Consider the following 26,923-nt stretch of genomic DNA (forward strand, 5'->3'; position numbering starts at 1 on the left):
TAGCGTGAAAGGTTGAAGTCAAGCCTGCACGTCAACTTCGGGATGAGCTATGACAGAACGTCCGCACTATATGGCCGAGGCCCCGGACATAGCGGCTTCAGGACCGTTCGCCCCGTCGTCCGACCTCGTCAGCGAGCTGCTGACCAGCATGCGGCTGCGCGGCGTTCGCTACCGCCGCGTCCACGCCGGCCCACGTTTCGGCCTCACCTTCCACGCCAAGCCCGGACGCGCCTATTTCCACTTTCTCGCCGTTGGATCAGCAGTCCTGCGCACCGAGGACGGGACCGTCCACAAGCTCTCGGCCGGCAGTGCCGTATTCATACCCCACGGCGAATCCCATCAGCTACTTTCCGACTCGGACGTACCGGCCCGGGACATCAACAGTTTCGATGCGGCCCCTCTCGGCGACGCGGTGTGTGACGTACATGCCTGCCCCAGCACCGACTCGAATCCCAGCGCTGTGTTCTTCAACGGATACATGGAATTCGACCTCGGCGGAATGCAGGGCATCAGCCGGCTGATGCCCGACGTCATGCTCGTCAATGCCGAGGGAGAACGCTATCCCGGGCTCATGCCGATCCTCGCGTCCATGAGGCGCGAAGTGTGTACCGCGCGGGTGGGATTCGCCGGTGTCCTGGCCCGGCTGGCCGAGGTGGCGGCGGCGATGATCGTGCGCGGCTGGATCGAATGTGGTTGCGACGACACCTCCGGCCTCATCGCCGCGCTGCGCGACCCCCGCCTGGCCCACGCCATCCTGGCCCTGCACCAACAGCCCGGCCACCACTGGACCGTGGCGGAGCTGGCGGAGCGGTCCAACGTCTCCCGCTCCGTCTTCGCGGACCGGTTCCAGGCCACGATCGGTACGCCGCCCCTCCGCTACGCCACGGAGCTGCGGATGCTCCTGGCCGGCCAGTGGCTGGCCCAGGACACCCTGACGGTCGAGTCTGTGGCACAACGCCTCGGATACACCTCACAGGCATCTTTCAGCCGCGCCTTCAAACGCGTCACCGGACACTCGCCGGGCGCCAGCAGGGATCGCAGAGCGCTCGACCGAGGCGACGAAGAAGCGGAACCTCCTGATCCGGTCGGGTGCGCATAACGCCGGACGGCAGGCATTTGACCTGGGTTCTTCGTCTGCAATCCAACGTGGCCCCGAACTTGCAGGTGGCTTTGGCCGAATGCCGGACACGCAAGCGGCCTTCGCCTGATCCTGTGCTCCGTCCCAGAGGCAGGCGATGCAGCAGGCCCACGGCCCTTTCAGGGGCTGCTGGTGAGCGTCTGAGGCGGGGCGCCTGCAGCGCACGGCCGGGACACTCGTCCCGGCCGTGCGCAGCTCAGGCCCGGACCAGACCGGCCGCGCGGTGTCCGATCACCATGGCGGGCGCCATGGTGTTCCCAGAGGTCACCCGGGGCAACACCGAGGCGTCGGCAACGCGCAGGCCATCGCAGCCCCGGACACGCAGTTCTGAGTCGACGACGGCGTTGACATCGGTATCGGTGCCGATCCGGGCCGTGCCGCACTGGTGCCAGAAAGTGACGGCCGCAGTACGGATGTAGGCGGCGACCTCGGCGTCGGACAGACCGGCGGGGACCGAGCGGGAGCCCAGGTAGGGTCGCATCGCCTCCGAGTGGGCGACCTCCTCGGCGAACCGGTAGGCGCCGACGGCGTCACGCAGGTCCGCGGGATCGTCAAGGAAGCAGGTCTCGATGACGGGGGCGGTTGCCGGGCCGGCATCAGCGAGCCGCACCGAACCTCGGGTGCGCAGTCGCATCCCGAGCAGGAAGGAGAACGCGGACTGCGGTGCGCCGTACCGCGCCTGCGCCTCCGGGCTCATGAAGGGCGCACCGCCGGAGTACATGACGAACTGCGGCGAACGCTCCCTGCCGTCGCCCTCCCAGAAGCACACCGCTTGCGCGCGTGACGGCGGCGGCAGTTGCCGTGCGTCGGCGGCTTCCCACACGCACCCGAACTGCAAGTGGTCGTCGAGGCCAGAGCCGACACCCGGCAGGTCCTGCCGTACATCGATGCCGACCTGGTCGAGGTGGCGGGCGGGCCCGAGCCCTGACTGCATGAGCACCTTGGGTGTCTGCACCGCTCCGAGGCTGAGCACGACCTCGTGCGCGGCCCGGAAGACGACCGGCCGGCCGTCTGATATCGCCTCGACGGCGACCGCGCGGTCGCCGTCGAACAGGACACGGGTGATCAGGGTCCGGGTACGGACGGTCAGGTTGCGCTGCTCCGAACGCGGTGCGACCAGGGCACGGTAGGCGGAGCACCGCACGCCGTCGGAGATGATCTCGTCGCGGACGGCGCAGCCGCTGCCCTGCTCGGCGAGTTCGCCGTTCGGGCTGTCATAGCGGTCGAGGCCGGCCGCCTCGGCACCGTCAAGCATCGCGGAGAAGAAGGGGTGGAGCGGCTGGGCGGGCTGGATATGCATCGGGCCCGCCGTGCCCCGCCGTTCAAGATCCGGTGCACCGCGCCAGGTCTCCAGCTCGCGGTAAGAGCCGAGCACCGAGCGGTAGTCCCATCGCGGGTCGCCGGAGACGGCGGCCAGGTCATCCCAGTCACGGCGGTGGCCGCGCGACCACACCCCGGCGTTGATGCTGGAGCCGCCGCCCAGACCCTTGCCCATGGAGTACAGCAGCCGCCGGTTTCCAAGGCCGGTACCCGGCTCGGTGAGCCAGCCCCAGTCGCGTTCGCTCGCGATGTTCTCGAACCAGCGGTCCGGGTCCGACACCCGGTCGTCAGCGTCGTCGCCTCCCGCCTCCAGCAGAAGGACCCGCAGGTTCTCATCCGCCGCGAGCAATCCCGCGACCGTCGACCCCGCCGATCCGGCGCCGCACACGACGACGTCGTACGTCTCCTCTTCGTCGGCGGCGGTCCCGGGGCTGTACTGATGCGTCATCATGTTCCCTTACTCCTGTCATGACCCGCTTCCACGGGCCTGTCGATGGCCGGTATCGGAAAACCCGCTACTCGGTGCCTGCCGGAACGGTGACCATCACCTACACCCCCAGGCCACAGGTCGCAGGCGTCAATGGCCCCGACCTTCGCGGTGGTCGTCCGGGAGTTGGACGTGACCATGGGGGCCTTGGCAGTGGCGGGGAACACGGCTCCGTTTCCCGGAACGCCGCTTCACCCGTCCCCGAGCCGGGTGCGGCGACCACGTGAGCTGCACGGCAGCCGTCCCACCCCGGGTCGTCAGCGGGGGCGGAATCAGGGGCGGCCCGCCTCCCCGGCTGTCATCCGGCCGGGCTGTCCGAGGGCTTAGGCTCGCCGAGCATCCGGCAGGTGGCCGCCTCGACAAGGGCCTTGTTCGCGGCGGCGGCCTTCTCTTCCTTGATGCCGAAGTTGGTGCTCGTCAGGACCGCTACGCTGCGTCGGCCGCTCGCGTCGGTGTAGATCTCGCTGGAGTAGCCGGGCAGGCCGCCGGTGTGCCCCCAGACGGTGCCGCAGGAGGTGTCCACCCGCATCAGGCCCAGCCCATAGCCGCCGCCCTCCTCGGGGGCGTCGACCGTGGTGCGCATCTGCTTCATCTGCGCCTCGGGCAGCAGCTCGCCGGAGATCAGCGCGGTCAGGAAGCGCTGCCAGTCCTGTGCGGTGGAGACCATGCCGCCCGCGGCCCAGGACCAGCTCGGGTCGATGGCGGAGGTGTCGATGTTGCCCTGGGGACGTTCGGGACCGGTGAATCCGACGCCTTCGGGCAGGTCCACGACCCCGGAGAGGATGGTCTTCAGGCGCCCGGCGTCCGGCTCGTAACCGGTCACGTGTCGCGCGCCGGTGTCCCAGTCGCCGTCCGTGGCCAGGTACGAGTTCTTCATGCCGAGCGGCTCGGTGATCTTCTCCTCGATCAGATCGGCCAGGGGCCGGCCGGTGGCCTTCTCCAGGATGAGTCCGAGCGCCTCGTAGTTGGCGTTGCTGTAGGAGTACGTCTCACCGGGCACGGACTCCTGCTGGGGCGTGATGGCGAGGAGCTGCTCCGGCGTCCAGGTGCGCTCCTGCCGGCCGGTGAGGGAGGCCAGGAACTTCGGGGTCAGGAGGAAGTCGCCCAGACCGCTGGTGTGGTTGAGCAGCATCCGGACGGTGATGTCCTGGCCGCCCTCGACCAGGCCGGGCAGCCACTTCTCCGCCGTGTCGTCGAGGCTGATCCTCTTCTCGGCGATCTGTTGCAGAACGAGGGTCGCGGTGACCGTCTTGGTGTTGGAGCCGACCCGGAACCGGTCGCCGGCGGCGATGGTGTGGTCGTCCGCCGTCCAGGCGGCCTGCCGGGCGACCTCGACGGGCTTCCCGTCGCCGGTGTCGACGCGGACGATGACGCCCAGGGAGCCGGTGTCCGCCGCCTGCTGCGCGAGGTTGGCCAACTGCGTGTCGGCCGCCGGACTCGCCACGCTCCGCCCGGCCTCCTCCGACCCCGTATCCGAACAGCTCACGAGTGCCGCCCCCATGCAGGTCGCCAGCGCCGTGGTCAGCGCCCCCCGACAGACCCAGTGGCGGCGAGACGACGTGAATGCGGACATGACAGTTCCCTTCGGCGCATGACGATGTGCTGCGTGCGTCGAGGGACCGGGCACCCATGTATTGAGCTTCCTGGGGGTCCCGCGCACAGCAACCATTCAGTCAGTGACGCGCCCCGGGTACATCGCTCGATGTCGGGCTTCCCACTGGCCCGGGGTCACTCCAAGGAATGACCCGCGGGGTCACGGCGCCCCGCCGTCCCGGGCGTTCAGGACAGGGTGTTGCGGGCCAGCACCGCCGCCTGCGCCCGGCTCTGACAGCCGGTCTTCGTCAGTACGCGACTGACGTGCGTCTTCACCGTGTGCAGGCTCACCACGAGCCGGGCGGCGATCTCCGCGTTGCTCAGCCCGTCCCGGACCAGTCGCAGCACGTCGAGTTCCCGCTCCGTGAGGTCCCTCAGCCGGGCCAGCGCCTGGTCGCTGGGCTGTCGCCGGCCGCTGAGATGGCCCGCGATGATCCGCTGGGTCACCGCGGGACTCAGCGCACTGTGCCCCGCCGCCGCGGCGCGTACGGCTCCGGTCAGCTCCTCGTACGCACTGTTCTTCAGGAGGAACCCCGACGCCCCGGCCGCGAGCGCGTCGTCGACGTACTCGTCCAGGTCGAACGTCGTCAGCATCAGCACCCGGCTGCGTCCCGGCCCGAGCAGTGCGCGGCGGCCCAACTCGGTCAGCGCCCACAGCCCGTCACGGCGCGGCATACGGATGTCCATCAGCAGGACGTCCGGCCGCAGCCGCGCACATGCCTCGACGGCTTCCTCCCCGTCGTTCGCGGTGCCCACCACGGTAAGGTCGGTCTGACTGTCCAGGATCGCGCTCAGACCGGCGCGGATGATCGGCTCGTCGTCCACGACGAGCACACTGATCTGCTCAAACACCGGCACTCTCCAGCGGCAGCGTGGCCACGACGCGGAACCCGCCTTCCCCGGTCGGCCCAGCGGTGAGCTCTCCGCCCACCGCACCCACGCGTTCCTCCATGCTGATCAAGCCGAGCCCGATGCCCGCGCCGGCTGTGCCGCGCCGCGTCCCGGGCCCGTTCACGACCTCGCACCTCAGCTCTCCCACGACGCCGTCGACACTCACCCGGACTGGTGCTCCGGGCGCATGCCGACGGGCGTTGACCAGTGCCTCCTGCACGACGCGGTAGCCCGCCAGCTGCACCGCCCCCGGTACGGATTCCAGTGCGCTGTCCATTGTCAGCTCCGCCACCCCTCCCGCGGCACGGTGACTTTCCAGCAACGCTTCCAGCTCACCGAGGCCGGGCACGGGCTGGAGTGGCGCCGCGTCCGCCGGGTCACGCAGCATCCGCAGCAGATCACGCAGTTCACCACCGCTCTGCCGGCCCGCCGCCGCCAACCCGTCGACCTGGGCGCGAGCCCAATCGGGCAGCTCGCTGCCACGGGCCCGCAGTGTCTCCGCGTGCACCACGAGCAAGGTGAGCGAGTGCGCGACCACATCGTGCATCTCACCGGCGATCCGTGCCCGTTCACGTTGCGTGGCCTGCGCAGCCTCCAGGGCCTGCGCCCGGCGCGCGTCGGCCGCCCGCTGCTCGGCTGAGGCCAGCAGCGTCTGCCGGGTCCGTGCGGCGAACCCCATCGCCCACGCCAGCGGCATCGGGGCCAGCGCGGCGAGCACGTCCAGACCGCCCTGGAAATCACCGGAATCGGTCGTCAGCCGGTTCAGCCACAGACCGGCCACGCCCAGCACGATGGCACCCAGGACCGCCGACCCCGTCCGCCTCCAGCTCGCGCAGCGGCTGCCCAGGTTGTAGAGCAGCACCGCCAGCGGCAGGAAGACCAGCGGCGACAGCTTGGCCCCCGCACCCGCGCTCCCGACCAACGCCCCCAGCAGGGCCGCGAAACATGCGACGAAGGCGGCGGCCGGCAGCCGTCGCCTCAGCAGTAGGACCACCATGCCCAATGCCTCGTACATCATGAGCGAGGCCCACGCCGGCGCGGAGGTGTCCACGTACGGCTGCGACAACAGTGGCGGCAGAAACGTCAGCACGACCAACCCTGCATCGGCACCCCAACCGGGCCACCGGCCTTCGAACTCGTTCATCCGGCCGAGACTATGACCTCTTGAGCTGGTCTTCGTCACTCCAAAGAGCCACTCAGCTCGACTCTGTCGGGGATCTTGGAGGCGCCGAGGTCAGGTGCCCAGGGTTCGCCACGACTTCGGCCGGGGGATCTCGCGCCGGTCGAGGTAGTTTTGGGAGGCAGTCGGTCGGCGGGGTATGGGGGCTTCCTCGGCAGGTGGAAGCCCGCTGAGGCGTTCGATGTTGACGGCGATGGCCGTCAGGACGTGCTGGACGCGGGCCTTCCCCTGTCCTCGGCAGCGGCAGCGACGCATCCCGTATCCGTGAGCGAATTCGTTGACCGTGCCCTCCACCCCGGAGCGGACCGCGTAGCGGGTCTTCCAGTCGGGCGTCTGCTGCTCGGTGCGGACGCGGAGCTACAGGTCGCGGAGTTCTAGGGGGAAGCCCACGGTGCGGGCGCTGTCGGCGGTGGACGTGCAGTGGGAACGGACGGAGCAGGGGCGGGGCAGGAGCGGCACTGGCTCTTGGTGAACCGGGCCACGATCAGCGGGGCCGCGGTGGGTGAGGATGCCGGGCAGGACCTGGCTGTCGTGGGTGGCGGCCGCGGTGGTGACCACGTCCGTGATCACGTGGGCCGTCGGGAGCGCAGGTCTCGGTCAGGTGAGCGGCGAATCCCTTCCAGCTGATGATGTGTCCGTGACGGGCGTAACGGGCTGAGGTGTCGTAGGGAGAGACGACGGCCCAGGACGAGGGAGGCAGCCCGGGGCCGCCTTCCTTCTCGGTGGTGCGCCAGCACAAGCGCCCTGCGTCGTCACGGTGGTAGTTGCGCACCGTGATCTGGCGCAGGGCCTGGATACGAGGACCGGACGCGCGGTCTGCTCCGTTCCGGTAGAGGTGTTCCAGGAGCCGGACGGCGTCGTTGCCGGTGGCCAGGATTCTGGTCTTGGGCTTGGTGGGGTTCTTGCCCAGGCGGACCGGCCGACCGTAGCGGTGTCCCCAGTCCTCATCGACCAGCTCGTCGAGCAGATGAGGGGAGGTGGCAGCGACTTCTTCGAGCGCGGCGCGGACGGCCTCGGTGATCAGCTCCAGGCGGATCAGGTCCTGCACCGCGGCCAGGACGTGGGCGGAGTCGGTGCGCTTGCGCACCAGTCAGGCCTCCTTCAGACGGGCCAGCGCGAGGTCGAGGAGTCGGTCAGCACGGCTGTCTTCGGCGAGACGGCCGCGGAAGTCGGCCAGCACGCTGTGATGGAACCCGGGATCGTCCAGCTCCATGGCCATGGCGTACGTGAAGTCGATGCGGCAGCGGACCGACTCGGCGGCCTGCCGGTCCGCCAGGCCGAGCAGGAACTGCAGCACACAGACGGTGGCCAGCTGAGCGGGTGAGAGCCCCGGACGCCCGTCCCGCGGGTACCAGTCGATGAAATCCTCGTCGTTCCACAGCCCATCAAGGCGGTCCCGTACCCATATCGCCGTCGTGCCACCCGGGTATCGCCGTCGTGCCACCCGGGCTGCTCGCCCGCGCGACCTGCGCAGTCAGAGGCGGGACCTGCTCACCGGAACGGGGACGGAGCGACAACGGGCACCTTGACGACGGCATCGGCCTACGGAACAACGCGAGCCTGCCCGCTGATCATGCTGCCGCGCCGGGAAACCCCAAGATCCCCGACAGGGTCAAGGACCTGGTCGATGAGGGCGTGCTGGCACGGCAGGCGCCGAAAGGAAGGTGCGGTGAAGCTGGCCGCGTCCAGCGCGGACAGGAGCAGGCTCTCCGGTCTGACCTGAGCAAGATCATCCCCGTTGGTCACGTGGTTGGTCACGCCGCAGGGGTGGAAATGCAAAAACCCCTGCTCAGCAGGGGTCTTAGCTGGTGTCGGGAGGGGGACTTGAACCCCCACGCCCTGTAAAGGGCACTAGCACCTCAAGCTAGCGCGTCTGCCATTCCGCCACCCCGACAAGAGTGGAGCGCCCGGCCCGTGGCCGTGGCGACGGAGTCAACTTTAGCACTGGTTCAGGGGCGGTCGATCACACGCCTCCGGCGCTTGGGGAGCCGCGCGGGAAGCGGGAGGATGGGGGCGACCGCGCGATACGAGGAGGCAGCGTGACTCAGTCGAGCCCGGCACCGGACCGTAGTGGTGTGAACGCCGAAAGTGAGGTCGTCGACATCTGCCGCGACCTGATCCGGATCGACACCAGCAATTACGGGGGCAACGAGGGGCCAGGGGAGCGGAAGGCCGCGGAGTACGTCGCGGAGAAGCTGGCCGAGGTCGGCCTGGACCCGCAGGTCATCGAGTCCCAGCCGGGCCGTGCCTCGACCGTAGCCCGCATCGAGGGGGAGGACAGCTCCCGGCCCGCGCTCCTGATCCACGGGCACACGGACGTCGTCCCGGCCAACGCCGACGACTGGACGCACCACCCCTTCTCAGGCGAGATCGCCGACGGCTGCGTCTGGGGCCGCGGCGCCGTCGACATGAAAGACATGGACGCGATGACCCTCGCGGTCGTACGCGAGCGGCTGCGCACGGGCCGCAAGCCCCCGCGCGATGTCGTACTCGCCTTCCTCGCGGACGAGGAGGCGGGCGGCGTCTACGGCGCGCGGCACCTGGTCGACAACCACCGGGACCTCTTCGACGGGGTGACGGAGGCGATCGGCGAGGTCGGCGGCTTCTCGTTCACGGTCAACGAGGACCTGCGGCTCTATCTGATCGAGACCGCCGAGAAGGGCATCCACTGGATGCGGCTCACCGTGGACGGCACCGCCGGGCACGGGTCGATGACGAACAACGACAACTCGATCACGGAGCTGTGCGAGGCCGTGGGACGGCTGGGGCGGCACAAGTTCCCCGTCCGGGTGACCAAGACCGTGCGTTCCTTCCTGGACGAGCTGTCCGACGCGTTCGGGACCGAGCTGGACCCCGAGGACATGGAGGAGACCCTCGCCAAGCTGGGCGGCATCGCCAAGCTCATCGGGGCGACGCTCCAGAACACGGCCGCGCCGACCCAGCTCGGCGCCGGGTACAAGGTCAACGTCATCCCGGGCCAGGCCACGGCCCACGTCGACGGCCGTTACCTGCCCGGGTACGAGGAGGAGTTCCTCGCGGATCTGGACCGGGTCCTCGGGCCGCGCGTGCGCCGCGAGGACGTGCACGCGAACAAGGCGGTGGAGACGACCTTCGACGGCGCGCTGGTGGAGGCCATGCAGTCGTCGCTGAAGGCCGAGGACCCCATCGCCCGTGCCGTGCCGTACATGCTGTCGGGCGGCACGGACGCCAAGTCCTTCGACGACCTGGGCATCCGCTGCTTCGGTTTCGCGCCGCTCAAGCTGCCCCCGGAGCTGGACTTCGCGGGTATGTTCCACGGGGTGGACGAGCGCGTCCCGGTGGACGGACTCCAGTTCGGGGTGCGGGTCCTGGACCGCTTCCTCGACCAGTGCTGACGGCGCCCTCGGCGCTTCCCAGGGGCGGCTCGAAGCCGCTGAGCAGGCATGACGCGGCCGTACGGAGAATCCGTACGGCCGCGAACGGACATGGCCGTACCGCGAATTCGGTATTCGGTCTTTCGTGCCCGTTGACCGGGACGAGTGAATACGTCGGTCTGCTCGTAGCCTGATTCCCCCTTCCTCGTTACAGGTGATGCGGTCCGCGGCTGGGACCGCATTGCCAACTAGGAGGAATCATGATCAAGAAGGTTGTCGCCGCCGCGGCTGCCACCAGCGGTCTGCTGCTCGCGGGTGCGGGCATGGCCGTTGCCGACTCCGGTGCCCAGGGCGCCGCTGTCAACTCTCCCGGCGTGCTCTCGGGCAACACCGTCCAGGCCCCGATCCACGTTCCGGTGAACGTCTGCGGCAACACCATCAACGTGATCGGCCTGCTGAACCCCGCCTTCGGCAACACCTGCGTCAACGACTGACGTTGCGCCTCAGCTCATGAGGATGTGAAGCCCGGCGGGCCCCGGAGCGCGTAGCGCGCTCCGGGGTCGTCGGGCCTTTCGGGCGAGTGGGGCGTCCCCTCGGGGGCCGCCCCCTCGCGTTACGTAGGCAGAAGGCAAGGCAGGGGATCGAAGCATGCGACAGGTCACCAGAAAGGGCCTGATCACCGTAGCCGCGGCGGGCGGTGTGCTGGCGATGACGGGCAGCGCCGCGCTCGCGGACTCGGACGCCAAGGGCGGCGCCGAGAACTCGCCGGGCGTGCTCTCGGGCAACTCCGTCGAGGTTCCCGTGGACGCGCCCGTCAACGCGTGCGGCAACACCGTCTCCGTGGTCGGTGCGCTGAACCCGGCCACGGGCAACCGCTGCGCCGGTGACGGCGGCTCGCACGGCGGGGGCCACGGGTCCCAGGCGCGCGCCGAGGGCGGGACGGCGAACTCGCCGGGGGTCGGCTCGGGCAACAACGTGAAGGCGCCCGTCGACGTTCCCGTGGACCTCTGCGGGAACAGCGCGAACGTCGTCGGCGTGGGCAACCCCGCCATGGGCAACGGCTGCGGGGACAGGTCCTCGGGGTATCCCGCGACGTCGCAGCAGAGCGCGCCGGGCGGCCACGGTCAGCCCGCGCACAACGACCCGCGGTCGGGGCGGACGGACACGGGCCCGCAGGACGGCAAGGGCGACCCCCGGTCGGGCGAGCACACGGGCGAACACGGCGACGGCTCGGGCGGCACGCCGGAGGCGGGGTCCTCGGCCAAGCAGGCCGACGTGCGTGCCGGGTCCTCCCCGGAAGGCGGCGGCTCGGGTGACACCTCCGTCTTCGGCGCGGGCGGCGAGCTGGCCGAGAGCGGTGCCGGGCAGGGCCTGGCCCTCGCCGCGCCCCTCGGCGCGGGGTTCCTGGTCGGTGGCTATGTCCTCTTCCGGCGCGCTCGCGGCGGTCGTCGGACCGCCCGGCACTGAGCGCGCGGGCCCGTCGCGGCGGACCCGCTTCCGGGTCCGGTTCCGGTCGCGGCGCTGAGGTCACGGCCGCGGCCGGTGCTTGACGGCCCCGGCGCCTCAGCAGCACCCCTCGGCACACGTTCCAGGGCCTCGCCCGGCGGACGACGGAGCGGGCCCCGCATCAGCGGGGCCCGCTCCGTCGTGTCGCGGGGCCTTGCGGTCGCACACATGAGGGCCGCGCGGCCCCCTGGAGGCGCCCGGGTTCACCAGGTGGCCCGGAGCTGGCGGATGATGCGGCGGCGCAGCCGCACCCTCCGGCTTCCGTCGGGATAGAGCCGCGTGCGGGCCAACTCCCAGTGCCCGTACTCGGCATGGTCGGTCAGCAGTTGGGTCGCGGCCTTGCGGGAGACCCCGCGAGGCACGTACACATCGCGAAATTCGTATTCCGGCATCTCATCTATTGTGCGGGCACGGGCCCTCTGCGGATAGCGTCTGCACTATGTCTGATGCTGCGCAGCCCACCGCTGCCGACGTACGCGCCGCCGCTGAGGCGGTCAAAGCCGCGCTGGACCGGCACCTCGACGCGGTCGAGCGACGGGCGGAGGGGACGGGAGAGGACGGCGAGGACCCCGCCGCGCCCGACGCCGCCGTCTACGCCGCGTTCGACGAGCTGGCCGCGGCGGGTGAGGCGTACGACGAACTTCTCTACGAGGTCTACGACGAGGTCACCCCCTTCGAGATCCCCGGCGGCGACACCATGCCGCCCTACACGGGCCCGGAGGAGCCCAACGCCCTCACTGTGCTGATACGGCGGGACTACACCGTCGCCCATCCACAGCGGCTGCTCGCCCAGGCGCAGCGCGTCACCGACCTCGACCCGGACTCGGCCGACGACGACGGCATCGCCGGGTCCTCGGCGGGCAGCAGCGTGCACGCCGCGCTGGGAGTGCTCTTCGGGGAGTACGAGGCGGACGAGATCGCGACCCGGCACAAGGAGTTCGGCCTGGAGGAGGGCGACTCCACCCTGTGGGTGCAGGCCGCCGACGAGCCCGGCGAACCGGGGGAGTGGCTGTCCGTGCCCTTCGACCAGGCCGACCCCGAACGGGTGGTGTGCCGCTTCGACGTCAGCTCGGCCTTCGACGAGGAGGAGCTGGGGCTGGAACTGGACGACGAGGGGCTGGAGGGCGGCACGCCCGCGCGATAGCTGGCAGGGGGCGGGGAGCCGTCGTCGTGCACCGCTTTGAGGAGGCTCGGCCCTGTGCGGGCCGGGCCTCCCCGGGTTTCCAGGGCCGGGCTACTCCGGCGGCTCCGCCGGGGCGGTGGCGACGCGGGCTGCCTGGACCAGCAGCGTACGCAGCCGGGTGGTGCGCTCAGGGGCTCGTACGGAGGAGACGGCGCGCGGCAGCGCTTCCTCGGCGCCGTGGACGACGGACAGATGGCGCGCGCCGCGGCCGAACGCGGTGTAGACCCACTCGCGGGTCAGGGCGCTCGTGGCATCGCCCGGCAGCACGACCACGGCGGCGGGCCAGCGGGTCCCGGCCGCCTGGTGCGCCGTGACCGCCCAGCCGTGCCGAACCGACTCGGCGACCCGTTCGCGCGGGACGACCACGGGGAGCCCCGAGCAGTCGAGGTGGAGCCCGGCCTCGTCGGCGGTGACGACGGTGCCCACCGTCGTGCGCCCGGGCGCGGGGGAGTGGGCGACGCGGTCTCCGGGATCGAAGCCGCCGAAGCGCCCCGGACCCGGGTTGAGCCGTTCCTTGAGCGCGGCGTTCAGCGCGCGGGTGCCCGCCGCGCCGCCGTGTCCTGGCGTGACCACCTGGGTGTGCTCGGTGGGGACGCCGATGGCGCGGGGCACCGAATCGGCGACCAGTTGGACGGTGCGGTGCACGGCCTCGCCCGCGTCGCGCACGGGCACGATGACGACCTCCTTGCCGGGCGCCTCCACCTGGTTCAGCTCGCCGATGCCGATGCCCGAGACCAGCTCGCCGACGGGCCCTGGGTCGGGCGTACGGGAAGCGATCTGCGGGCAGGTGCGCGAGGCCAGCACATCGGCGAAGACCCGCCCTGGCCCGGCGGAGCCCAGCACCATCGGATCCCCGCTCAGGACGAGGCGCACGCCGTCCGGCAGCGACTCCGTGAGCATGGTGGCCGTCTCGGCGTCGAGCAGCGGAGCGTCGCACACCGCGAGGAGGTCCAGGGCCCATGCCCCGTCCTCGTCGCGCCCCGGGCCCTCACGGCCGCTGAGCAGCCCGGCGACGGTGACCGCGGCCGAACCGTCGGCCGGAGTGGCGTCGGCACCGTTCTCGTCTGCGGTCCCGGCGCTCCCGGCGCTCCCGGCGCTCCCGGTGAGGAAGCGGGCGGCGCGGAGCCGTCCGTCCTCCGTGTGCGTCGCCGCGTAGGCCCGCAGGCCCAGCGCTCTGGCCGCGGCCACCAGCGCGAGGGGTTCGGCGCGGGCGGCCTCGCCCCCGGTGTGGGCCACCAGGCCGTGTGCGGAGGCGGCGCGGATCAGCTCGGCGGCGGAGGGGGAGGGGGCGGCGGAGGCCGCGGCCTCCCAGGCCGCGCGGTCCACGACCGGGGCGGCCGGGGCACCCGCGTCCGCATCCGGAGCCGCCTCAGCGTCCGCGTCCGCTCCCGGCGCGTCCTCGTTTTCCTCGTCCTCCGCGTGCTCCGGGGGCGGGGTGAACGTGCTGGTGACGCGGGCCAGGCCGTCGGCCAGGGACTCCTCGGCCAGGGCATAGCGGTCCAGGCCCATCAGCAGCCGTACCGGCCGCTCCTCCTCGCCCTCTCCGGGCTCCCCTTCTCCGGCGGGCGCCGCCTGGGAGGGGACCGGGGCGCCGGTACCGGCGCCGCCCAGTGCGTCCAGCGCGTCCTCGAAGACGAGCACCGCGCCCGCGTCCACGGCGGAGCGCACCGCCTCCTCGGCATCGGGGACGGAGTGCTGCGCGAGGCTCTTGGCGAGCGCGGCGGGCTCCAGCACGGTGTGCCCCGCCAGCGCGGCGCGCTCCAGCAGCCAGCCGACCAGGGCCTGGGCGCGCCGCTCGTCATCGGGCCCGCAGTCGTCGCCCAGCAGCGCGCGGGCGAAGCCGTCCGCCTGCTCGGGGCGCACGCCAGGGACGGCGAGGAGCTGCCAGGGGTCGGTGCGCAGCAGTTCGTCCGCCTGCTCGCCCAGGGTCTCCACGACCCGTGCGGCCAGCTCCTCCGGCGCGCCGCCCTCGGCGAGCACGGCCCGCACGGCGTCGGGCACCGTACGGGGGCCCGGCGCGGCGCCTCCCGCGTCGGGGCCGGGGCCGGGTCCGGACGCGGGCCCCGGACCGGCGGCCCTGGCCGGTGGGCGCGCGGCGCGGCGCTGCGCCTGCTCGGGCTCGGCGAAGAACGAAGCGGCGGAGCGCTCGCCGCTCTCCACCGCGCGTACGGCCGCGAGGAGTTCGGCTGCCTTGTCGGTCGTCACAGCTCGCTCCAGTCCTGGTCGGGATAGCGGTGCACCGGGGCCGACACATCGTCGAGCGCCCGGCAGATCTCGTCAGGAAGACTAAGCCCCTCCACTGACAAAGCCGCCGTGAGCTGCTGCGACGTGCGTGCTCCTATGATCGGCGCGGCGACTCCGGGCCGGTCGCGCACCCAGGCCAGGGCCACGTGGAGCGGGCTGACGGCCAGTCCGTCGGCGGCCGTCGTCACCGCGTCCACGATCCGCGCCGCCTCCTCGTCCAGGTACGGGGCGACGAAGGCGGCCATCAGATCGGAGGCGCCCCGCGAGTCGGGCGGGGTGGCGTGGCGGTACTTGCCCGTCAGTACGCCGCGCCCCAGGGGCGAGGAGGGCAGCAGTCCGACGCCGAGGTCCAGCGCGGCGGGCAGCACCTCGCGTTCGACGCCGCGCTGGAGCAGCGAGTACTCCATCTGCGTGCTCGCCAGCCGCGTGCGCGTCCCGGGCGCGGCGAGCTGCCAGGTGGCGGCCTTGGCGAGCTGCCAGCCGGAGAAGTTGGAGATCCCCGCGTAGCGGGCCCGGCCCGAGCTGACGGCCATGTCCAGGGCGCCGAGGGTCTCGTCGAGCGGCGTCATGGGGTCAAAGGCGTGCACCTGCCACAGGTCGACGTAGTCGGTGCCGAGGCGCTCCAGGGAGGCGTCCAGCGCGTCGAGGAGGTGGCCACGGGAGCCGTCGAAGCGGCGCTCGGGGTCGGGCACGCTGCCCGCCTTCGTGGCGATCACCAGATCGCGCCGGGGCACCAGCCCCTCCAGCAGCTTGCCGAGGAGATATTCGGCACCTCCGTCCGCGTAGACGTCGGCGGTGTCCACGAGGGTGCCGCCCGCCTCCCAGAAAACCTTCAGCAGGTCGGCGGCCTCGCGCTCGCCGGTGTTCCTGGCCCAGGTGAGCGTGCCGAGCCCGATCCGGGATACGCGCAGGCCCGTGCGGCCCAGGTGCCTTTGCTCCATGGCCGTTGAGGTTACTTGCGGCCCCGCGTTACAGTCCGGGGGACAGGGACGTTACTGATCAGTAAGGGGGCCGTGATGCGGCTCGGGATCAACCTCGGTTACTGGGGCGCCGGCATGGACGCGGACAACCTCGCCGTCGCCCAGGAGGCCGACCGCCTCGGCTACTCCGTCTGCTGGGCCGCCGAAGCCTACGGCTCGGACGGGCCCACCGTGCTCTCCTGGGTCGCGGCCCAGACGGAGAGCATCGACGTCGGCTCGGCGATCTTCCAGATCCCGGCCCGTACGCCCGCGATGACCGCGATGACGGCGGCCACCCTCGACTCGCTCTCCGGCGGGCGCTTCCGGCTCGGGCTCGGTGTCTCCGGGCCGCAGGTGTCGGAGGGCTGGTACGGCGTGAAGTTCGACAAGCCGCTGGCCCGCACCCGCGAGTACGTGGAGATCGTCCGCAAGGCCATGTCCCGCGAGCGCCTGACCCACGAGGGTGAGCACTGGACGCTGCCGCTGCCCGACGGGCCCGGCAAGCCGATCAAGCTCACCGTGCACCCGGTGCGCGAGGAGATCCCGCTCTACATCGCCGCGATCGGCCCCAAGAACCTGGAGCAGACGGGCGAGATCGCCGACGGAGCGCTGCTGATCTTCTTCTCGCCCGAGCACGCCGAGGAGACCACGCTCCAGCACCTGCGCGCCGGGCGCGAGAAGGCGGGCAAGGACTTCGCGGGCTTCGACGTGTGCCCGACCGTCCCGATGGCCGTGGGCGACGACGTGGACGGGCTCGCCGACCTCTTCCGGCCCTACACCGCGCTCTACGTAGGCGGCATGGGCAGCCGCAAGCAGAACTTCTACAACAAGCTCGCGCAGCGCATGGGCTACGAGAAGGAGGCCGCCGAGATCCAGGACAAGTACCTGGCGGGCGACAAGGAGGGCGCCGCGGCGGCCGTGCCCCGCGAGCTGATCGACTCCACCACGCTGCTCGGCCCCGTCGACCGCATCGCGGACCGTATGCGCGCCTACGCCGAGGCCGGGGCGACCACACTCTCGCTGGCCCCCGCGGGCTTCACCCGCGAGGAGCGCATCGCGTCCGTGCGGGCCGGTGTGGAGGCCCTGGAGCGGGCCGGGGTGGCTTCCTGAACCGAGCCCTGAACCGAGCCCTGAACCGAGCCCGGAGGGCGAGGGGAAGCGTCTGAGGTATCGCGGCCGTGGTGGGGGCTCGGGGGTCTTCCCCGCCACGGCCGTCACGGGGCACAACGCGCGGGGTCCTGGCGGGGTTACGGGCCCGCGGGCCCGCCCGTGGGTACGGGACGTACCCGGAACACGCACCCGGAGGCACCAGCGGGCTCCTTCGTTCGGCGCAGCTCCGGCGTGGAGGTGTTGCCTGTCCGGGTATGCCGCATTTGACTCATCCTCCGGGTTACCTGCACGGAGGTGGGTTCGATGCTCTCGGCCAGAAGTCTTTTCCAGGAGATCCTCGGCGACGACGAGTCGTTCCGGCTCTTCTGCTCCATCGCCGCGAGCGGGGAGGCGCAGGGCGGCTGGGAGAACGGGCGCATCGCCGCGCTCCTCCCCGAGAGCCAGCGCGCGCTGGCCCCGAAGGTGGCGCGGCACGGCGCCGACGAGGACAAGCACGGGCGCCTGTTCCACGCCCTGCTGCGCAAGCGTGGGCTCGAACCCGTCGAGGTGCCCGAGGACACCGACTACACCATGCTCCTGGAGGGCCTGGGCATCGGCCTGGCGCACGAGAAGCTGCGCCGCGAGGAGCGGCTGACCGAGCACGACGTCCTGGCCTACCTCGCCCACAGCCGGATCACGGAGGAGCGGGCCGCGAGCCAGATGGCGCTGCTCACGAAGCACTTCGGGGACGACCCCGACATCGGCAGGGCCGTCAAGATGATCTCCGCTGACGAGGACAACCACCTCGCCTACTGCCACGAGGAACTGCTGCGGCTGGCCCGCGCGGGACACGCGTGCACCATCCACCGGCTGCTGCGGGAGAGCGTCCGCGTCGAGATGCGGGCCTACCGCGACGTGAGCCTCGCCGTGATGGCAAGGATGGGGCGCATCCTGGGCTGGCCGAAGGCGAAGTACGGGGCGCTGGCGCTGGGCATCCACGCGGTCTACGTGTACGAGCGGCTGCTCGGCTGGCGGCGGCTGGTCGCGCTGACGATGCCCGAGCGGCGCGACGCGATGGGCGGCGGCCCGGCTGCCCCCTCTGCGCCCGAGTTCGCCTGAAACCCGCGTACGGCCCCGGGACCCTTTCAGAGCCAGCCGCGGTGCTTGAAGACCCGGTAGAGCGCGAAACAGGCAGCGGCCATCACCGCGATCACCGCCGGATAGCCCCACACCCAGTGCAGCTCCGGCATGTGGTCGAAGTTCATGCCGTAGACCCCGGCGATGGCCGTCGGGATCGCGAACATCGCGGCCCAGGCGGAGATCTTGCGCATGTCGTCGTTCTGGCGCACCCCCATCTGCGCCAGATGCGCCGAGAGGATGTCGGACAGCAGCCGGTCGAGGCCGTCGACCTGCTCGTTCACGCGGGTGAGGTGGTCGCTGACGTCCCGGAAGAAGGGCCGGGAGCCGCCGTGCACGAAGGGCACCCCGGCACCCGCGAGCCGCTCCATGGGCTCGGACAGCGGTGTGGTGGAGCGGCGGAACTCCAGGACCTGGCGCTTGAAGTCGTAGATCCGGCTCGCCGTGCTCCGCCGCACCTGGCCCTCCGGCGCGAAGACGACCTCCTCCAGATCGTCCAGGTCCACATGCAGATCGACGCCGATCTCCAGATAGCGGTCCACCACGGCGTCGCTCACCGCGTACATCACCGCCGTAGGGCCCTGTCTGAGCAGTTCCGGGTCCTCCTCCAGCCGCTCCCGCACGGTGCCGAGCGGGTTGGCCGAACCGTGGCGCACGGTGACCACGAACGAGTCGCCCACGAAGATCATCAACTCTCCCGTGCTGACCGTGCCCGAGGTGTCGTCGTACGACATGGGCTTCAGCACCAGGAAGAGCGAGTCGGAGTAGACCTCCAGCTTCGGCCGCTGGTGCGCGGACAGCGCGTCCTCGACGGCCAGGGGGTGGAGCGCGAAATCGCTGGTCACCCGCGAGAACTCGTCCTCGGTCGGCTCGTGCAGGCCGATCCACAGGAACGCGTCCCCTGCTCCGCGTGCCTTGGACAGTGCTTCGGAGAAGTCCGACGGGCCCTCCGTGCGGCGCCCGTCCTGGTAGATGGCGCAGTCCACGATCACGTGGGAATTCTCCCCCGTCACGCCCGTCGCACAACCGGACGACCGCCCATTCGGCGGCTCGCTTAGGGTTGCGGACATGCCCACGTTGATCCTCGTCCGGCACGGCCGGTCCACCGCCAACACCGCAGGACTGCTCGCGGGCTGGACCCCGGGCGTCGCCCTGGACGAGCACGGCCGTACGCAGGCCGCCGCGCTGCCAGGACGGCTCGAAGGGCTGCCGCTGGCGGCCGTCGTCACCAGCCCGCTCCAGCGCTGCCAGGAGACCATGGCCCCGCTGACGCAGGCCCGCCCTGAGCTGCCGCTGCACACCGACGAGCGCGTCGGGGAGTGCGACTACGGCGACTGGAGCGGGCGCAAGCTCAGCGAGCTGTCCGAGGAGCCGCTGATGAACGTCGTCCAGCAGCACCCCTCGGCCGCCGCCTTTCCCGGGGGCGAGTCGATGCGCGGGATGCAGGCCCGCGCGGTCGAGGCCGTACGGGACTGGAACGCGCGGATCGCCGCCGAGCACGGCGAGGGCGCCACGTACGCGATGTGCTCGCACGGCGACATCATCAAATCCATCGTCGCCGACGCGCTGGGCATGCACCTGGACCTCTTCCAGCGGATCTCCGTCGGCCCCTGCTCGGTGACCGCCATCCGCTACACGCCGCTGCGCCCCTTCCTGCTCAGGCTCGGCGAGACCGGCGAGCTGGGCTCCCTCGCGCCCCCCGAGGCCCCGGCGGAGGAGGACGGCAAGGAGGCCGGGACCGAGGCCGGAACGGAAGCGGGGAAGGCGGCGGGAGACGGCGCGCGGGACGTGCGAGAGGCCAACGCCACTGTGGGGGGCGGCGCGTAGGCGCGATGATCGGCGCGCGCAGTAGGGTGCCATTGACCGAGTAGTCGTCAACTTCAACGGAGCAGGACGTGTCCCGTCAGGTGTTCCTTTACGACCCGCCGGACCGATTCATCGCCGGTACGGTCGGGCTCCCAGGGCGGCGCACCTTTTACCTTCAGGCGTCGGCCTCGGGTCGTACCACCAGTGTCGCTCTGGAAAAGGCGCAGGTCGAAGCGCTCGCCGAGCGGATCGACGAGCTGCTGGACGAGGTCGTGCGGCGCTCGGGCGGCAACGCGCCCGTGCCCGCCGTGGCCCCGCCCGAGATCGATGACACCGATCCGCTCCAGTCGCCCGTCGAGGAGGAGTTCCGCGTCGGCACCATGGCGCTGGCCTGGGACGGCGAGGGCGAGCGGATGGTCGTCGAGGCGCAGGCCGTCGTCGAGCTGGAGGCCGACTCCGACGAGGACCTCGCCGAGGCCGAGGAGCGGCTGCTCCAGGACGACGAGAACGGCCCGCCGATGCTGCGGGTCCGCCTCAGCGGCACCCAGGCGCGCGCGTTCGCCAAGCGCGCCCTGGAGGTCGTGAACGCCGGGCGCCCGCCGTGCCCCCTGTGCAGCCTGCCGCTCGACCCGGAGGGACACGTATGTCCGCGCCAGAACGGATACCGGCGCGGCGAATGAGGCCCGACACCACCCCTCCCGAACCCTCCGACGTTCCTGACGCCCCCGACGCCACTGACGCTTCCGACGCCTCCGGTTCCGGTGCGGGTGCCCACGGTGACGCGGGTGCCGGTTCCGGTGCCGGGCGCGTAGCCGTCGCCCGTACGGAGGCCGGTGCCGGTACCGGTGCCGAGGTGCTGGCCGTGCTGACGCACGGCGAGCTGACCGTACGGGGACGTATCCCCGGTGCCTCGAACGCGGTCCTCTTCTGCGGCGTCGAGCACGAGGGCCGCCTCCTCGACTGCGTCTACAAGCCCGTCGCGGGGGAGCGCCCCCTGTGGGACTTCCCTGACGGGAACCTCGCGCGGCGCGAGGTCGCCGCGTACGAGGTCTCGCGGGCCACCGGCTGGGACCTGGTGCCTCCGACGGTGCTGCGGGACGGCCCCTACGGCGAGGGCATGTGCCAGCTCTGGATCGAGGCGGCGGAGGAAGACGGAGAGGCCGGAGCGGCTGGAGAGGGCTCTGAGGGGTCCGAGGGAGCCCAGGGGCACGACGAGTCGGCAGGGGACGCTGAGGGCCCTGGGGAGGGCGTGACGCCCCTGCTGGCCCTCGTGGAGGGCGACGAGCCGGGCGAGGGCTGGAAGGCCATCGGCTTCGTGGACGTCGGCGAGGACCGCACCGCGCTGCTCGTGCACGCGGACGACCCCCGGCTGCGCCGCCTGGCCGTGCTCGACGCGGTCATCAACAACGGCGACCGCAAGGGCGGCCATCTGCTGACCGACGCCACGGGCGGGCTCCACGCCATCGACCACGGCGTCACCTTCAACGCCGACGACAAGCTGCGCACGCTGCTGTGGGGCTGGGCGGGCGAGGAGCTGACCGCGGAGGCGGTGGCGGTGCTGCGCGGCCTCGCCTCGTCCCTGGCCGACGGCGCCCCGCTGGCCGTCCGGCTGGCGGAGCTGATCACGGAGGCCGAGCTGGACGCCCTGCGGAAGCGGACCGAGGCGTTGCTCAGCTCGGGGCGCCACCCCCTGCCCAGCGGGGACTGGCCCGCCATCCCCTGGCCGCCCGTCTGACGGACGCGGGCCGGCGGGTGCGGGTCGGCGGGTGCGGCGGGGGGCCGTGATGCGGGGGTGGCGTGCGCTGGCAAGAGTGCCTATCCGGCCATTTCCGTCGGGCTCGAACGGACCTGTCGACTCCCGTCCGAATACGGAACAGCAGTCCGGGTTAGGCTCGATGCATGCATGCCTGGCCCGCTTCCGAGGTCCCCGCCCTGCCTGGTCAGGGTCGCGACCTGAGGATTCACGACACCTCGACCGACGGACGGGTCACCCTCGTCCCCGGTTCCGTCGCGCGTATCTACGTCTGCGGCATCACGCCGTACGACGCGACCCATCTGGGTCACGCGGCGACCTACAACGCGTTTGACCTCGTTCAGCGCGTGTGGCTCGACACCAAGCGGCAGGTTCACTACATACAGAACGTCACCGACATCGACGATCCGCTGCTGGAGCGGGCCGTCGCCACCGGTGACGACTGGGAGTCCCTGGCGGAGCGCGAGACCGCGCTGTTCCGTGAGGACATGACCGCGCTGCGGATGCTGCCGCCGAAGCACTACATCGGCGCGGTCGAGTCCATTCCGCGCATCGTCCCGATGGTGGAGCGGCTGCGTGACCTGGGCGCCGCCTACGAGCTGGACGGCGACACCTACTTCTCCGTGGACGCCGACCCCCACTTCGGCGAGGTCTCCCGGCTCGACGCCGAGAACATGCGGCTGCTGTCCGCCGAGCGGGGAGGGGACCCGGAGCGGCCTGGCAAGAAGAACCCCCTGGACCCCCTGCTGTGGCAGGCGGCCCGCGACGGGGAGCCGAGCTGGGACGGCGCCTCCCTGGGCACCGGGCGGCCAGGCTGGCACATCGAGTGCGTGGCCATCGCGCTGGAGCACCTCGGGATGGGCTTCGACGTGCAGGGCGGCGGCTCGGACCTGGCCTTCCCGCACCACGAGATGGGCGCCTCGCACGCCCAGGCGCTGACGTCCGAGCACCCCTTCGCGAAGACCTACGTCCACGCGGGGATGGTGGCGCTGGACGGCGAGAAGATGTCGAAGTCCAAGGGCAACCTGGTCTTCGTCTCGCAGCTCCGCAAGGACGGCGTCGATCCGGCGGCCATCAGACTCACGCTCCTGGCGAACCACTACCGCGCCGACTGGGAGTACACGGACGAGGTACTGGACGAGGCCCAGGCGCGGCTCGCACGCTGGCGCGCGGCGGTCTCCCGTCCCGACGGGCCGTCGGCCGAGGCGCTGGTCGAGGAGATCCGCGAGGCCCTCGCCGACGACCTGGACGCGCCTCGCGCCCTGGCCGCCGTAGACCGCTGGGCCCGGACCCAGGAGACGGACGGCGGCTCGGACGAGGGCGCGCCGGGGCTGGTCTCCCGCGCGGTGGACGCGCTGCTGGGCGTCGCGCTTTAGGCGGTGGCCTCGGGGTGGGTCGGGCTGGCGTGGGTCGGGCCGGTTCCGGCCCGTCCTGCCTGGCCCCGCCTGGCCTTGAGCGGCCTCGTACGGGGTGCGCCGTGCGCCTTGGCGTGCTTCTCCGGGTGCGGGTGCGTTCGGGTTGAGCGCGCAGTTCCCCGCGCCCCTGGGTGGGTGCCTCTGGCTGTGCTTCTCCGGGTGCGGGTGCGTTCGGGTTGAGCGCGCAGTTCCCCGCGCCCCTGGGGAGGTGCCCCTGGTCGGCGGACGACGGGCCGCACCCTGACGGGTGCGGCCCGTTCGTCGCGTGCGGGCGCTCACGCCTCCCGTGAACGGGGCGCCGCTCAGCGCGGAGCGTCAGTCGTCGTCCGAGTCGTCGGATGACTCCCGCTTTGGGTCCTGTTCCGGCTGTTCCTGTTGTTCCTTCTGTTCCGCGTCCTCGTCCTTCGCCGAGGGCTTCGGAGCGCGGTTGCGGCCCGTGCTCGTGTCCCGCAGATACGTTCCGGGACCGGATTCCGCTGCGCTGCCCGTGGCGGTTCCGCTCGTCGGGCCGTCGTCGCGGCGGCGCAGATAGCGTTCGAACTCCTTGGCGATGGCCTCGCCCGACGCCTCCGGCAGTTCCGCCGTGTCCCTGGCCTCCTCCAACGACTGCACGTACTCGGCGACTTCGCTGTCCTCGGCCGCCAGCTGGTCCACGCCCAACTGCCACGCGCGCGCGTCCTCGGGCAGTTCGCCCATGGGGATGTTGATGCCGATGAGGTCTTCGAGGCGGTTGAGGAGGGCGAGGGTCGCCTTCGGGTTGGGCGGCTGCGAGACGTAGTGCGGGACGGCGGCCCACAGGCTGACCGCGGGGACGCCCGCGTGGGTGCACGCCTCCTGGAGGATGCCGACGATGCCCGTCGGGCCCTCGTAGCGCGACTCCTCCAGGTTCATCGTGCGCGCCAGGTCCGGGTCCGAGGTCACGCCCGTCACGGGGACGGGCCGGGTGTGCGGGGTGTCACCGAGCAGCGAGCCCATCACCACGACCATCTCCACGCCCAGTTCGTGCGCGAAGCCCAGGATCTCGTTGCAGAACGACCGCCAGCGCATGCTCGGCTCGATGCCGCGCACCAGGACCAGATCGCGCTGCTTGCCCTTGCCGCCCGCGTCGTCGACGCGGACCACGGCGAGCCTGGTCGTCGGCCAGGTGATCTTCCGGTCCCCGCCGTCCAGCCACACCTGGGGCCTGTTGACCTGGAAGTCGTAGTAGTCCTCGGCGTCCAGGGCCGCGAACACCTCGCCCTTCCACTCCCGCTCCAGATGTCCGACCGCCGTGGAGGCTGCGTCGCCGGCGTCGTTCCAGCCTTCGAACGCGGCCACCATGACCGGGTCGACCAGCTCGGGAACTCCCTCGAGCTCGATCACCCAGCGCCTCCTTCCGGCCGGAGCGGAGCGCCTCGCTCCGTACCGGCTGCCGTTCCTCTTACGTGTTATGTGCGGCCCCCAGCCTACGGCGTGACGGTGCCCGTGCCGCAGTCCTCGCACGCCTTCAGATCCTCGGTGCACACCTCTGGACTCCGCGGAGACGACACCGCTATACATCGGATGTATGAGCAGAGGTCCGATGTATCGCGTCACCGAGGCCGAGATCCACGACGTCCGCTTCCCGACCTCGGAGCAGCTCGACGGCTCGGACGCCATGAACCCCGACCCCGACTACTCCGCCGCCTATCTGATCCTGCGCACCGACGCCCCGGACGGCGAGGAGGGGCACGGCTTCTGCTTCACCATCGGCCGCGGCAACGACGTGGTCGTCGCCGCGCTCGAAGCGCTGCGCCCCTACGTCGTCGGCCGCCCGCTGGCCGAGGTCACCGGCGACCTCGGCGGGTTCCACAGGGAGCTGACGCACGACTCGCAGTTGCGCTGGCTCGGCCCCGAGAAGGGCGTGATGCACATGGCGGCGGGCGCCGTCGTCAACGCGGCGTGGGACCTGGCGGCCAAGCGCGCCGGGCTGCCGCTGTGGGAGTACCTCGCCTCGTTCAGCCCCGAGGAACTCGTCGCGCTCGTCGACTTCCGCCATCTCACCGACGCGCTGACCCCCGAGGACGCGCTCGGCCTGCTGCGCGCCGCCGAGCCGGGCCGGGCCGAGCGGACGGCGCGGCTGCGCGCGCACGGGTACCCGGCCTACACCACCTCTCCCGGCTGGCTCGGCTACGCCGACGACAAGCTGGTGCGGCTCGCCAAGGAGGCCGTCGCCGACGGCTTCACGCAGATCAAGCTGAAGGTCGGCGGGGACCTGGCGGACGACGTGCGCCGGATGCGGCTGGCCCGCGAGGCGGTCGGCCCCGGGGTGCGCATCGCCGTGGACGCGAACCAGCGCTGGGACGTGGCGGAAGCCGTGCGCTGGATGGCGGAGCTGGCGCCCTTCGCACCGCACTGGATCGAGGAGCCGACCAGCCCCGACGACATCCTGGGCCACGCCGCCATCCGCGCGGGCCAGCCGGTGAAGGTCGCCACGGGCGAGCACACGGCCAACCGCGTCGTCTTCAAGCAGCTCCTCCAGGCCGAGGCCGTGGACTTCGTCCAGATCGACGCGGCACGCGTCGCCGGTGTCAACGAGAACCTGGCCGTCCTGCTGCTCGCCGCCAAATACGGGGTGCCCGTGTGCCCGCATGCGGGGGGCGTCGGCCTGTGCGAACTGGTCCAGCACCTGGCGATGTTCGACTACGTCGCCGTCTCCGGCAGCTGGCGCGACCGCGTCATCGAGTACGTCGACCATCTGCACGAGCACTTCACCGACCCCGCCGTCGTCGAGAACGGGCGCTACCTGGCCCCCGAGGCACCGGGGTTCTCCGCGCGGATGCGGCCCGAGTCCATCGCGGCGCACCGCTATCCGGACGGGCCGGTGTGGCGGGAGCGGGCACCGGGACGGGGACGGGAGCGGGGGTCGGAAGGCGATCACCCGGAACGGCACGGACGGCACGACGAGCACGACGGGTCCGACGAAGGGGAGACAGGACGATGACCACCACTCCGTCAGCACCGGGCGGGCCCGGCGCCTCCGGCGGCGACTTCGCGGGCATGGCCGCGCTCGTGACCGGCGGCGCCTCGGGCATCGGCGCGGCCGTCGCCGCACTGCTGCGCGACAGGGGCGCACGGGTCGCCGTGCTGGACCTCGACCCGACGGGTGCGCCCGACGGCACGCTCGCGCTGAAGGCCGACGTGACCGACGACGCGGCCGTACGGGCCGCCGTCGACCGCGCGGCGGACGAACTCGGCGGGCTGCACACGGTCGTCGGGAACGCGGGCGTCGGCGCCATCGGCACGGTGGAGGACAACAACGACGCCGAGTGGCAGCGGCTGCTGGACATCAACGTGCTCGGCCTGGTGCGTACGGACCGTGCCGCGCTGCCCCATCTGCGGCGCGCTGCGGTCGAGCGGCCGGGCCATGTCTCCGTCACGCACACCTGCTCCATCGCGGCGACCGCGGGACTGCCGCAGCGTGCCGCGTACAGCGCCAGCAAGGGCGCCGTGCTCTCGCTGACCCTCGCGATGGCGGCCGACCATGTGCGCGAGGGCATCCGCGTCAACTGCGTCAACCCCGGCACCGTGGACACGCCGTGGGTCGGCCGGCTGCTGGACCAGGCGGACGACCCGGCCGCTGAACGGGCCGCGCTGGAGGCGCGGCAGCCCGCGGGGCGGCTCGTCGCGGCCGAGGAGGTCGCCGAGGCCGTCGCGCATCTGGCGAGCCCGCGTTCGGCAGCCGTCACCGGCACGGCGTTCGCCGTGGACGGCGGCATGCAGGGCCTGCGGCTGCGGCCCACCCGTACGTAACAGCCCCGGCCGCCCACCGGACCCGCGACCGAGCGACCGACCGAGCAATCGAGCAACCGAGCAACCGAGCCAGGCAACGACCGGCCCAGGCACCGACC

Annotated in this window: 25 protein-coding genes and 1 tRNA gene; 13 read left to right on the forward strand and 13 right to left on the reverse strand. The window is 71.7% G+C overall.

All coding sequences use genetic code 11. The features are described from left to right. Positions 1 to 49 precede the first annotated feature (49 nt). Positions 50 to 1,099 (forward strand): AraC family transcriptional regulator, encoded by a 1,050-nt coding sequence (locus ACYVOO_RS13745; RefSeq protein ID WP_461015956.1) that lies wholly within the window; start codon positions 50 to 52, stop codon positions 1,097 to 1,099. A 235-nt stretch (positions 1,100 to 1,334) separates the two neighbouring features. Here the strand turns inward: ACYVOO_RS13745 and ACYVOO_RS13750 are convergent, their stop codons facing one another. From ACYVOO_RS13750 to ACYVOO_RS13785, 8 genes are all read right to left on the reverse strand, one after another. Beyond that, positions 1,335 to 2,909 carry a GMC family oxidoreductase gene (locus ACYVOO_RS13750; protein WP_461015957.1) on the reverse strand — a complete coding sequence of 525 codons (1,575 nt, stop codon included), beginning with the start codon at positions 2,907 to 2,909 and terminating at the stop codon, positions 1,335 to 1,337. Between the two features lie 334 nt (positions 2,910 to 3,243). Further along, positions 3,244 to 4,518 carry a serine hydrolase domain-containing protein gene (locus tag ACYVOO_RS13755; protein WP_461015958.1) on the reverse strand — a complete coding sequence of 425 codons (1,275 nt, stop codon included), beginning with the start codon at positions 4,516 to 4,518 and terminating at the stop codon, positions 3,244 to 3,246. Positions 4,519 to 4,724: 206 nt separating this feature from the next. Continuing rightward, complete coding sequence (locus ACYVOO_RS13760; protein WP_461015959.1) at positions 4,725 to 5,396, reverse strand: response regulator; 672 nt, start codon at positions 5,394 to 5,396, stop codon at positions 4,725 to 4,727. Next, positions 5,383 to 6,573 (reverse strand): sensor histidine kinase, encoded by a 1,191-nt coding sequence (locus ACYVOO_RS13765; RefSeq protein WP_461015960.1) that lies wholly within the window; start codon positions 6,571 to 6,573, stop codon positions 5,383 to 5,385. Before ACYVOO_RS13765 ends, ACYVOO_RS13760 begins: the two co-directional genes overlap by 14 nt. A gap of 90 nt (positions 6,574 to 6,663) precedes the next feature. After that, positions 6,664 to 6,903 carry a transposase gene (locus ACYVOO_RS13770; RefSeq protein WP_461015961.1) on the reverse strand — a complete coding sequence of 80 codons (240 nt, stop codon included), beginning with the start codon at positions 6,901 to 6,903 and terminating at the stop codon, positions 6,664 to 6,666. 190 nt (positions 6,904 to 7,093) lie between these two features. Next, positions 7,094 to 7,696 carry a hypothetical protein gene (locus tag ACYVOO_RS13775; protein ID WP_461015962.1) on the reverse strand — a complete coding sequence of 201 codons (603 nt, stop codon included), beginning with the start codon at positions 7,694 to 7,696 and terminating at the stop codon, positions 7,094 to 7,096. A gap of 3 nt (positions 7,697 to 7,699) precedes the next feature. Beyond that, positions 7,700 to 8,053, reverse strand: coding sequence for a transposase (locus ACYVOO_RS13780; protein ID WP_461015963.1), 354 nt, complete (start codon positions 8,051 to 8,053; stop codon positions 7,700 to 7,702). Positions 8,054 to 8,415: 362 nt separating this feature from the next. Beyond that, positions 8,416 to 8,503: transfer RNA gene (locus ACYVOO_RS13785), tRNA-Leu, on the reverse strand. A gap of 145 nt (positions 8,504 to 8,648) precedes the next feature. Here ACYVOO_RS13785 and ACYVOO_RS13790 point away from each other — a divergent pair. The 3 genes from ACYVOO_RS13790 (at position 8,649) to ACYVOO_RS13800 (ending at position 11,429) form a co-directional block, all read left to right on the forward strand. Further along, entirely contained in the window at positions 8,649 to 9,983 is a 1,335-nt protein-coding gene (locus tag ACYVOO_RS13790; RefSeq protein ID WP_461015964.1) for a M20/M25/M40 family metallo-hydrolase, read from the forward strand. Positions 9,984 to 10,222: 239 nt separating this feature from the next. Further along, entirely contained in the window at positions 10,223 to 10,456 is a 234-nt protein-coding gene (gene chpH, locus ACYVOO_RS13795; RefSeq protein WP_461015965.1) for a chaplin ChpH, read from the forward strand. 154 nt (positions 10,457 to 10,610) lie between these two features. Beyond that, complete coding sequence (locus ACYVOO_RS13800) at positions 10,611 to 11,429, forward strand: chaplin (RefSeq protein ID WP_461015966.1); 819 nt, start codon at positions 10,611 to 10,613, stop codon at positions 11,427 to 11,429. A gap of 242 nt (positions 11,430 to 11,671) precedes the next feature. Here the strand turns inward: ACYVOO_RS13800 and ACYVOO_RS13805 are convergent, their stop codons facing one another. After that, the gene (locus tag ACYVOO_RS13805) at positions 11,672 to 11,860 is read right to left on the reverse strand and encodes a DUF5703 family protein (RefSeq protein WP_114019287.1); all 189 of its coding nucleotides are present in this window, start codon (positions 11,858 to 11,860) and stop codon (positions 11,672 to 11,674) included. Positions 11,861 to 11,907: 47 nt separating this feature from the next. Here ACYVOO_RS13805 and ACYVOO_RS13810 point away from each other — a divergent pair, with 47 nt between their 5' ends. Further along, positions 11,908 to 12,612, forward strand: coding sequence for a hypothetical protein (locus ACYVOO_RS13810; RefSeq protein ID WP_453344967.1), 705 nt, complete (start codon positions 11,908 to 11,910; stop codon positions 12,610 to 12,612). A 90-nt stretch (positions 12,613 to 12,702) separates the two neighbouring features. Here ACYVOO_RS13810 and ACYVOO_RS13815 read toward each other — a convergent pair whose 3' ends face one another. Then, the gene (locus ACYVOO_RS13815; RefSeq protein WP_461015967.1) at positions 12,703 to 14,856 is read right to left on the reverse strand and encodes a helix-hairpin-helix domain-containing protein; all 2,154 of its coding nucleotides are present in this window, start codon (positions 14,854 to 14,856) and stop codon (positions 12,703 to 12,705) included. Beyond that, positions 14,853 to 15,836 (reverse strand): aldo/keto reductase, encoded by a 984-nt coding sequence (locus ACYVOO_RS13820; RefSeq protein ID WP_453344968.1) that lies wholly within the window; start codon positions 15,834 to 15,836, stop codon positions 14,853 to 14,855. Before ACYVOO_RS13820 ends, ACYVOO_RS13815 begins: the two co-directional genes overlap by 4 nt. A 75-nt stretch (positions 15,837 to 15,911) precedes the next feature. Between ACYVOO_RS13820 and ACYVOO_RS13825 the strand changes: the two genes are divergently transcribed. Further along, positions 15,912 to 16,964, forward strand: a complete 1,053-nt coding sequence (locus tag ACYVOO_RS13825; RefSeq protein ID WP_461015968.1) for an LLM class F420-dependent oxidoreductase — start codon at positions 15,912 to 15,914, stop codon at positions 16,962 to 16,964. A gap of 303 nt (positions 16,965 to 17,267) precedes the next feature. Beyond that, a complete protein-coding gene (locus ACYVOO_RS13830; RefSeq protein ID WP_461015969.1) occupies positions 17,268 to 18,062 on the forward strand; it encodes a ferritin-like domain-containing protein in 795 nt (264 codons plus the stop codon). A 26-nt stretch (positions 18,063 to 18,088) separates the two neighbouring features. On the opposite strand, the gene corA is transcribed toward ACYVOO_RS13830, so the two are convergent. Then, positions 18,089 to 19,072: a magnesium/cobalt transporter CorA gene (corA, locus tag ACYVOO_RS13835; RefSeq protein WP_461015970.1), complete on the reverse strand. Its 984-nt coding sequence runs from the start codon at positions 19,070 to 19,072 to the stop codon at positions 18,089 to 18,091. Positions 19,073 to 19,148: 76 nt separating this feature from the next. Here corA and ACYVOO_RS13840 point away from each other — a divergent pair, with 76 nt between their 5' ends. From ACYVOO_RS13840 to mshC, 4 genes are all read left to right on the forward strand, one after another. Then, complete coding sequence (locus ACYVOO_RS13840) at positions 19,149 to 19,907, forward strand: histidine phosphatase family protein (RefSeq protein WP_461015971.1); 759 nt, start codon at positions 19,149 to 19,151, stop codon at positions 19,905 to 19,907. Positions 19,908 to 19,975: 68 nt separating this feature from the next. Continuing rightward, the gene (locus ACYVOO_RS13845; RefSeq protein WP_453344973.1) at positions 19,976 to 20,566 is read left to right on the forward strand and encodes a DUF3090 domain-containing protein; all 591 of its coding nucleotides are present in this window, start codon (positions 19,976 to 19,978) and stop codon (positions 20,564 to 20,566) included. Further along, complete coding sequence (locus tag ACYVOO_RS13850; protein WP_461015972.1) at positions 20,563 to 21,621, forward strand: SCO1664 family protein; 1,059 nt, start codon at positions 20,563 to 20,565, stop codon at positions 21,619 to 21,621. The genes ACYVOO_RS13845 and ACYVOO_RS13850 overlap by 4 nt, the downstream gene beginning before the upstream one ends. Positions 21,622 to 21,785: 164 nt before the next feature. Beyond that, positions 21,786 to 23,015 (forward strand): cysteine--1-D-myo-inosityl 2-amino-2-deoxy-alpha-D-glucopyranoside ligase, encoded by a 1,230-nt coding sequence (gene mshC, locus ACYVOO_RS13855; RefSeq protein ID WP_461015973.1) that lies wholly within the window; start codon positions 21,786 to 21,788, stop codon positions 23,013 to 23,015. 354 nt (positions 23,016 to 23,369) lie between these two features. On the opposite strand, the gene ACYVOO_RS13860 is transcribed toward mshC, so the two are convergent. Next, the gene (locus ACYVOO_RS13860) at positions 23,370 to 24,416 is read right to left on the reverse strand and encodes a PAC2 family protein (protein ID WP_461015974.1); all 1,047 of its coding nucleotides are present in this window, start codon (positions 24,414 to 24,416) and stop codon (positions 23,370 to 23,372) included. Positions 24,417 to 24,600: 184 nt separating this feature from the next. Between ACYVOO_RS13860 and ACYVOO_RS13865 the strand changes: the two genes are divergently transcribed. Next, positions 24,601 to 26,016, forward strand: coding sequence for an L-fuconate dehydratase (locus ACYVOO_RS13865; RefSeq protein WP_461015975.1), 1,416 nt, complete (start codon positions 24,601 to 24,603; stop codon positions 26,014 to 26,016). Continuing rightward, entirely contained in the window at positions 26,013 to 26,825 is an 813-nt protein-coding gene (locus ACYVOO_RS13870; protein WP_461015976.1) for an SDR family NAD(P)-dependent oxidoreductase, read from the forward strand. The genes ACYVOO_RS13865 and ACYVOO_RS13870 overlap by 4 nt, the downstream gene beginning before the upstream one ends. The last annotated feature ends 98 nt before the right edge of the window (positions 26,826 to 26,923 follow it).

Source organism: Streptomyces daliensis (assembly GCF_054782395.1).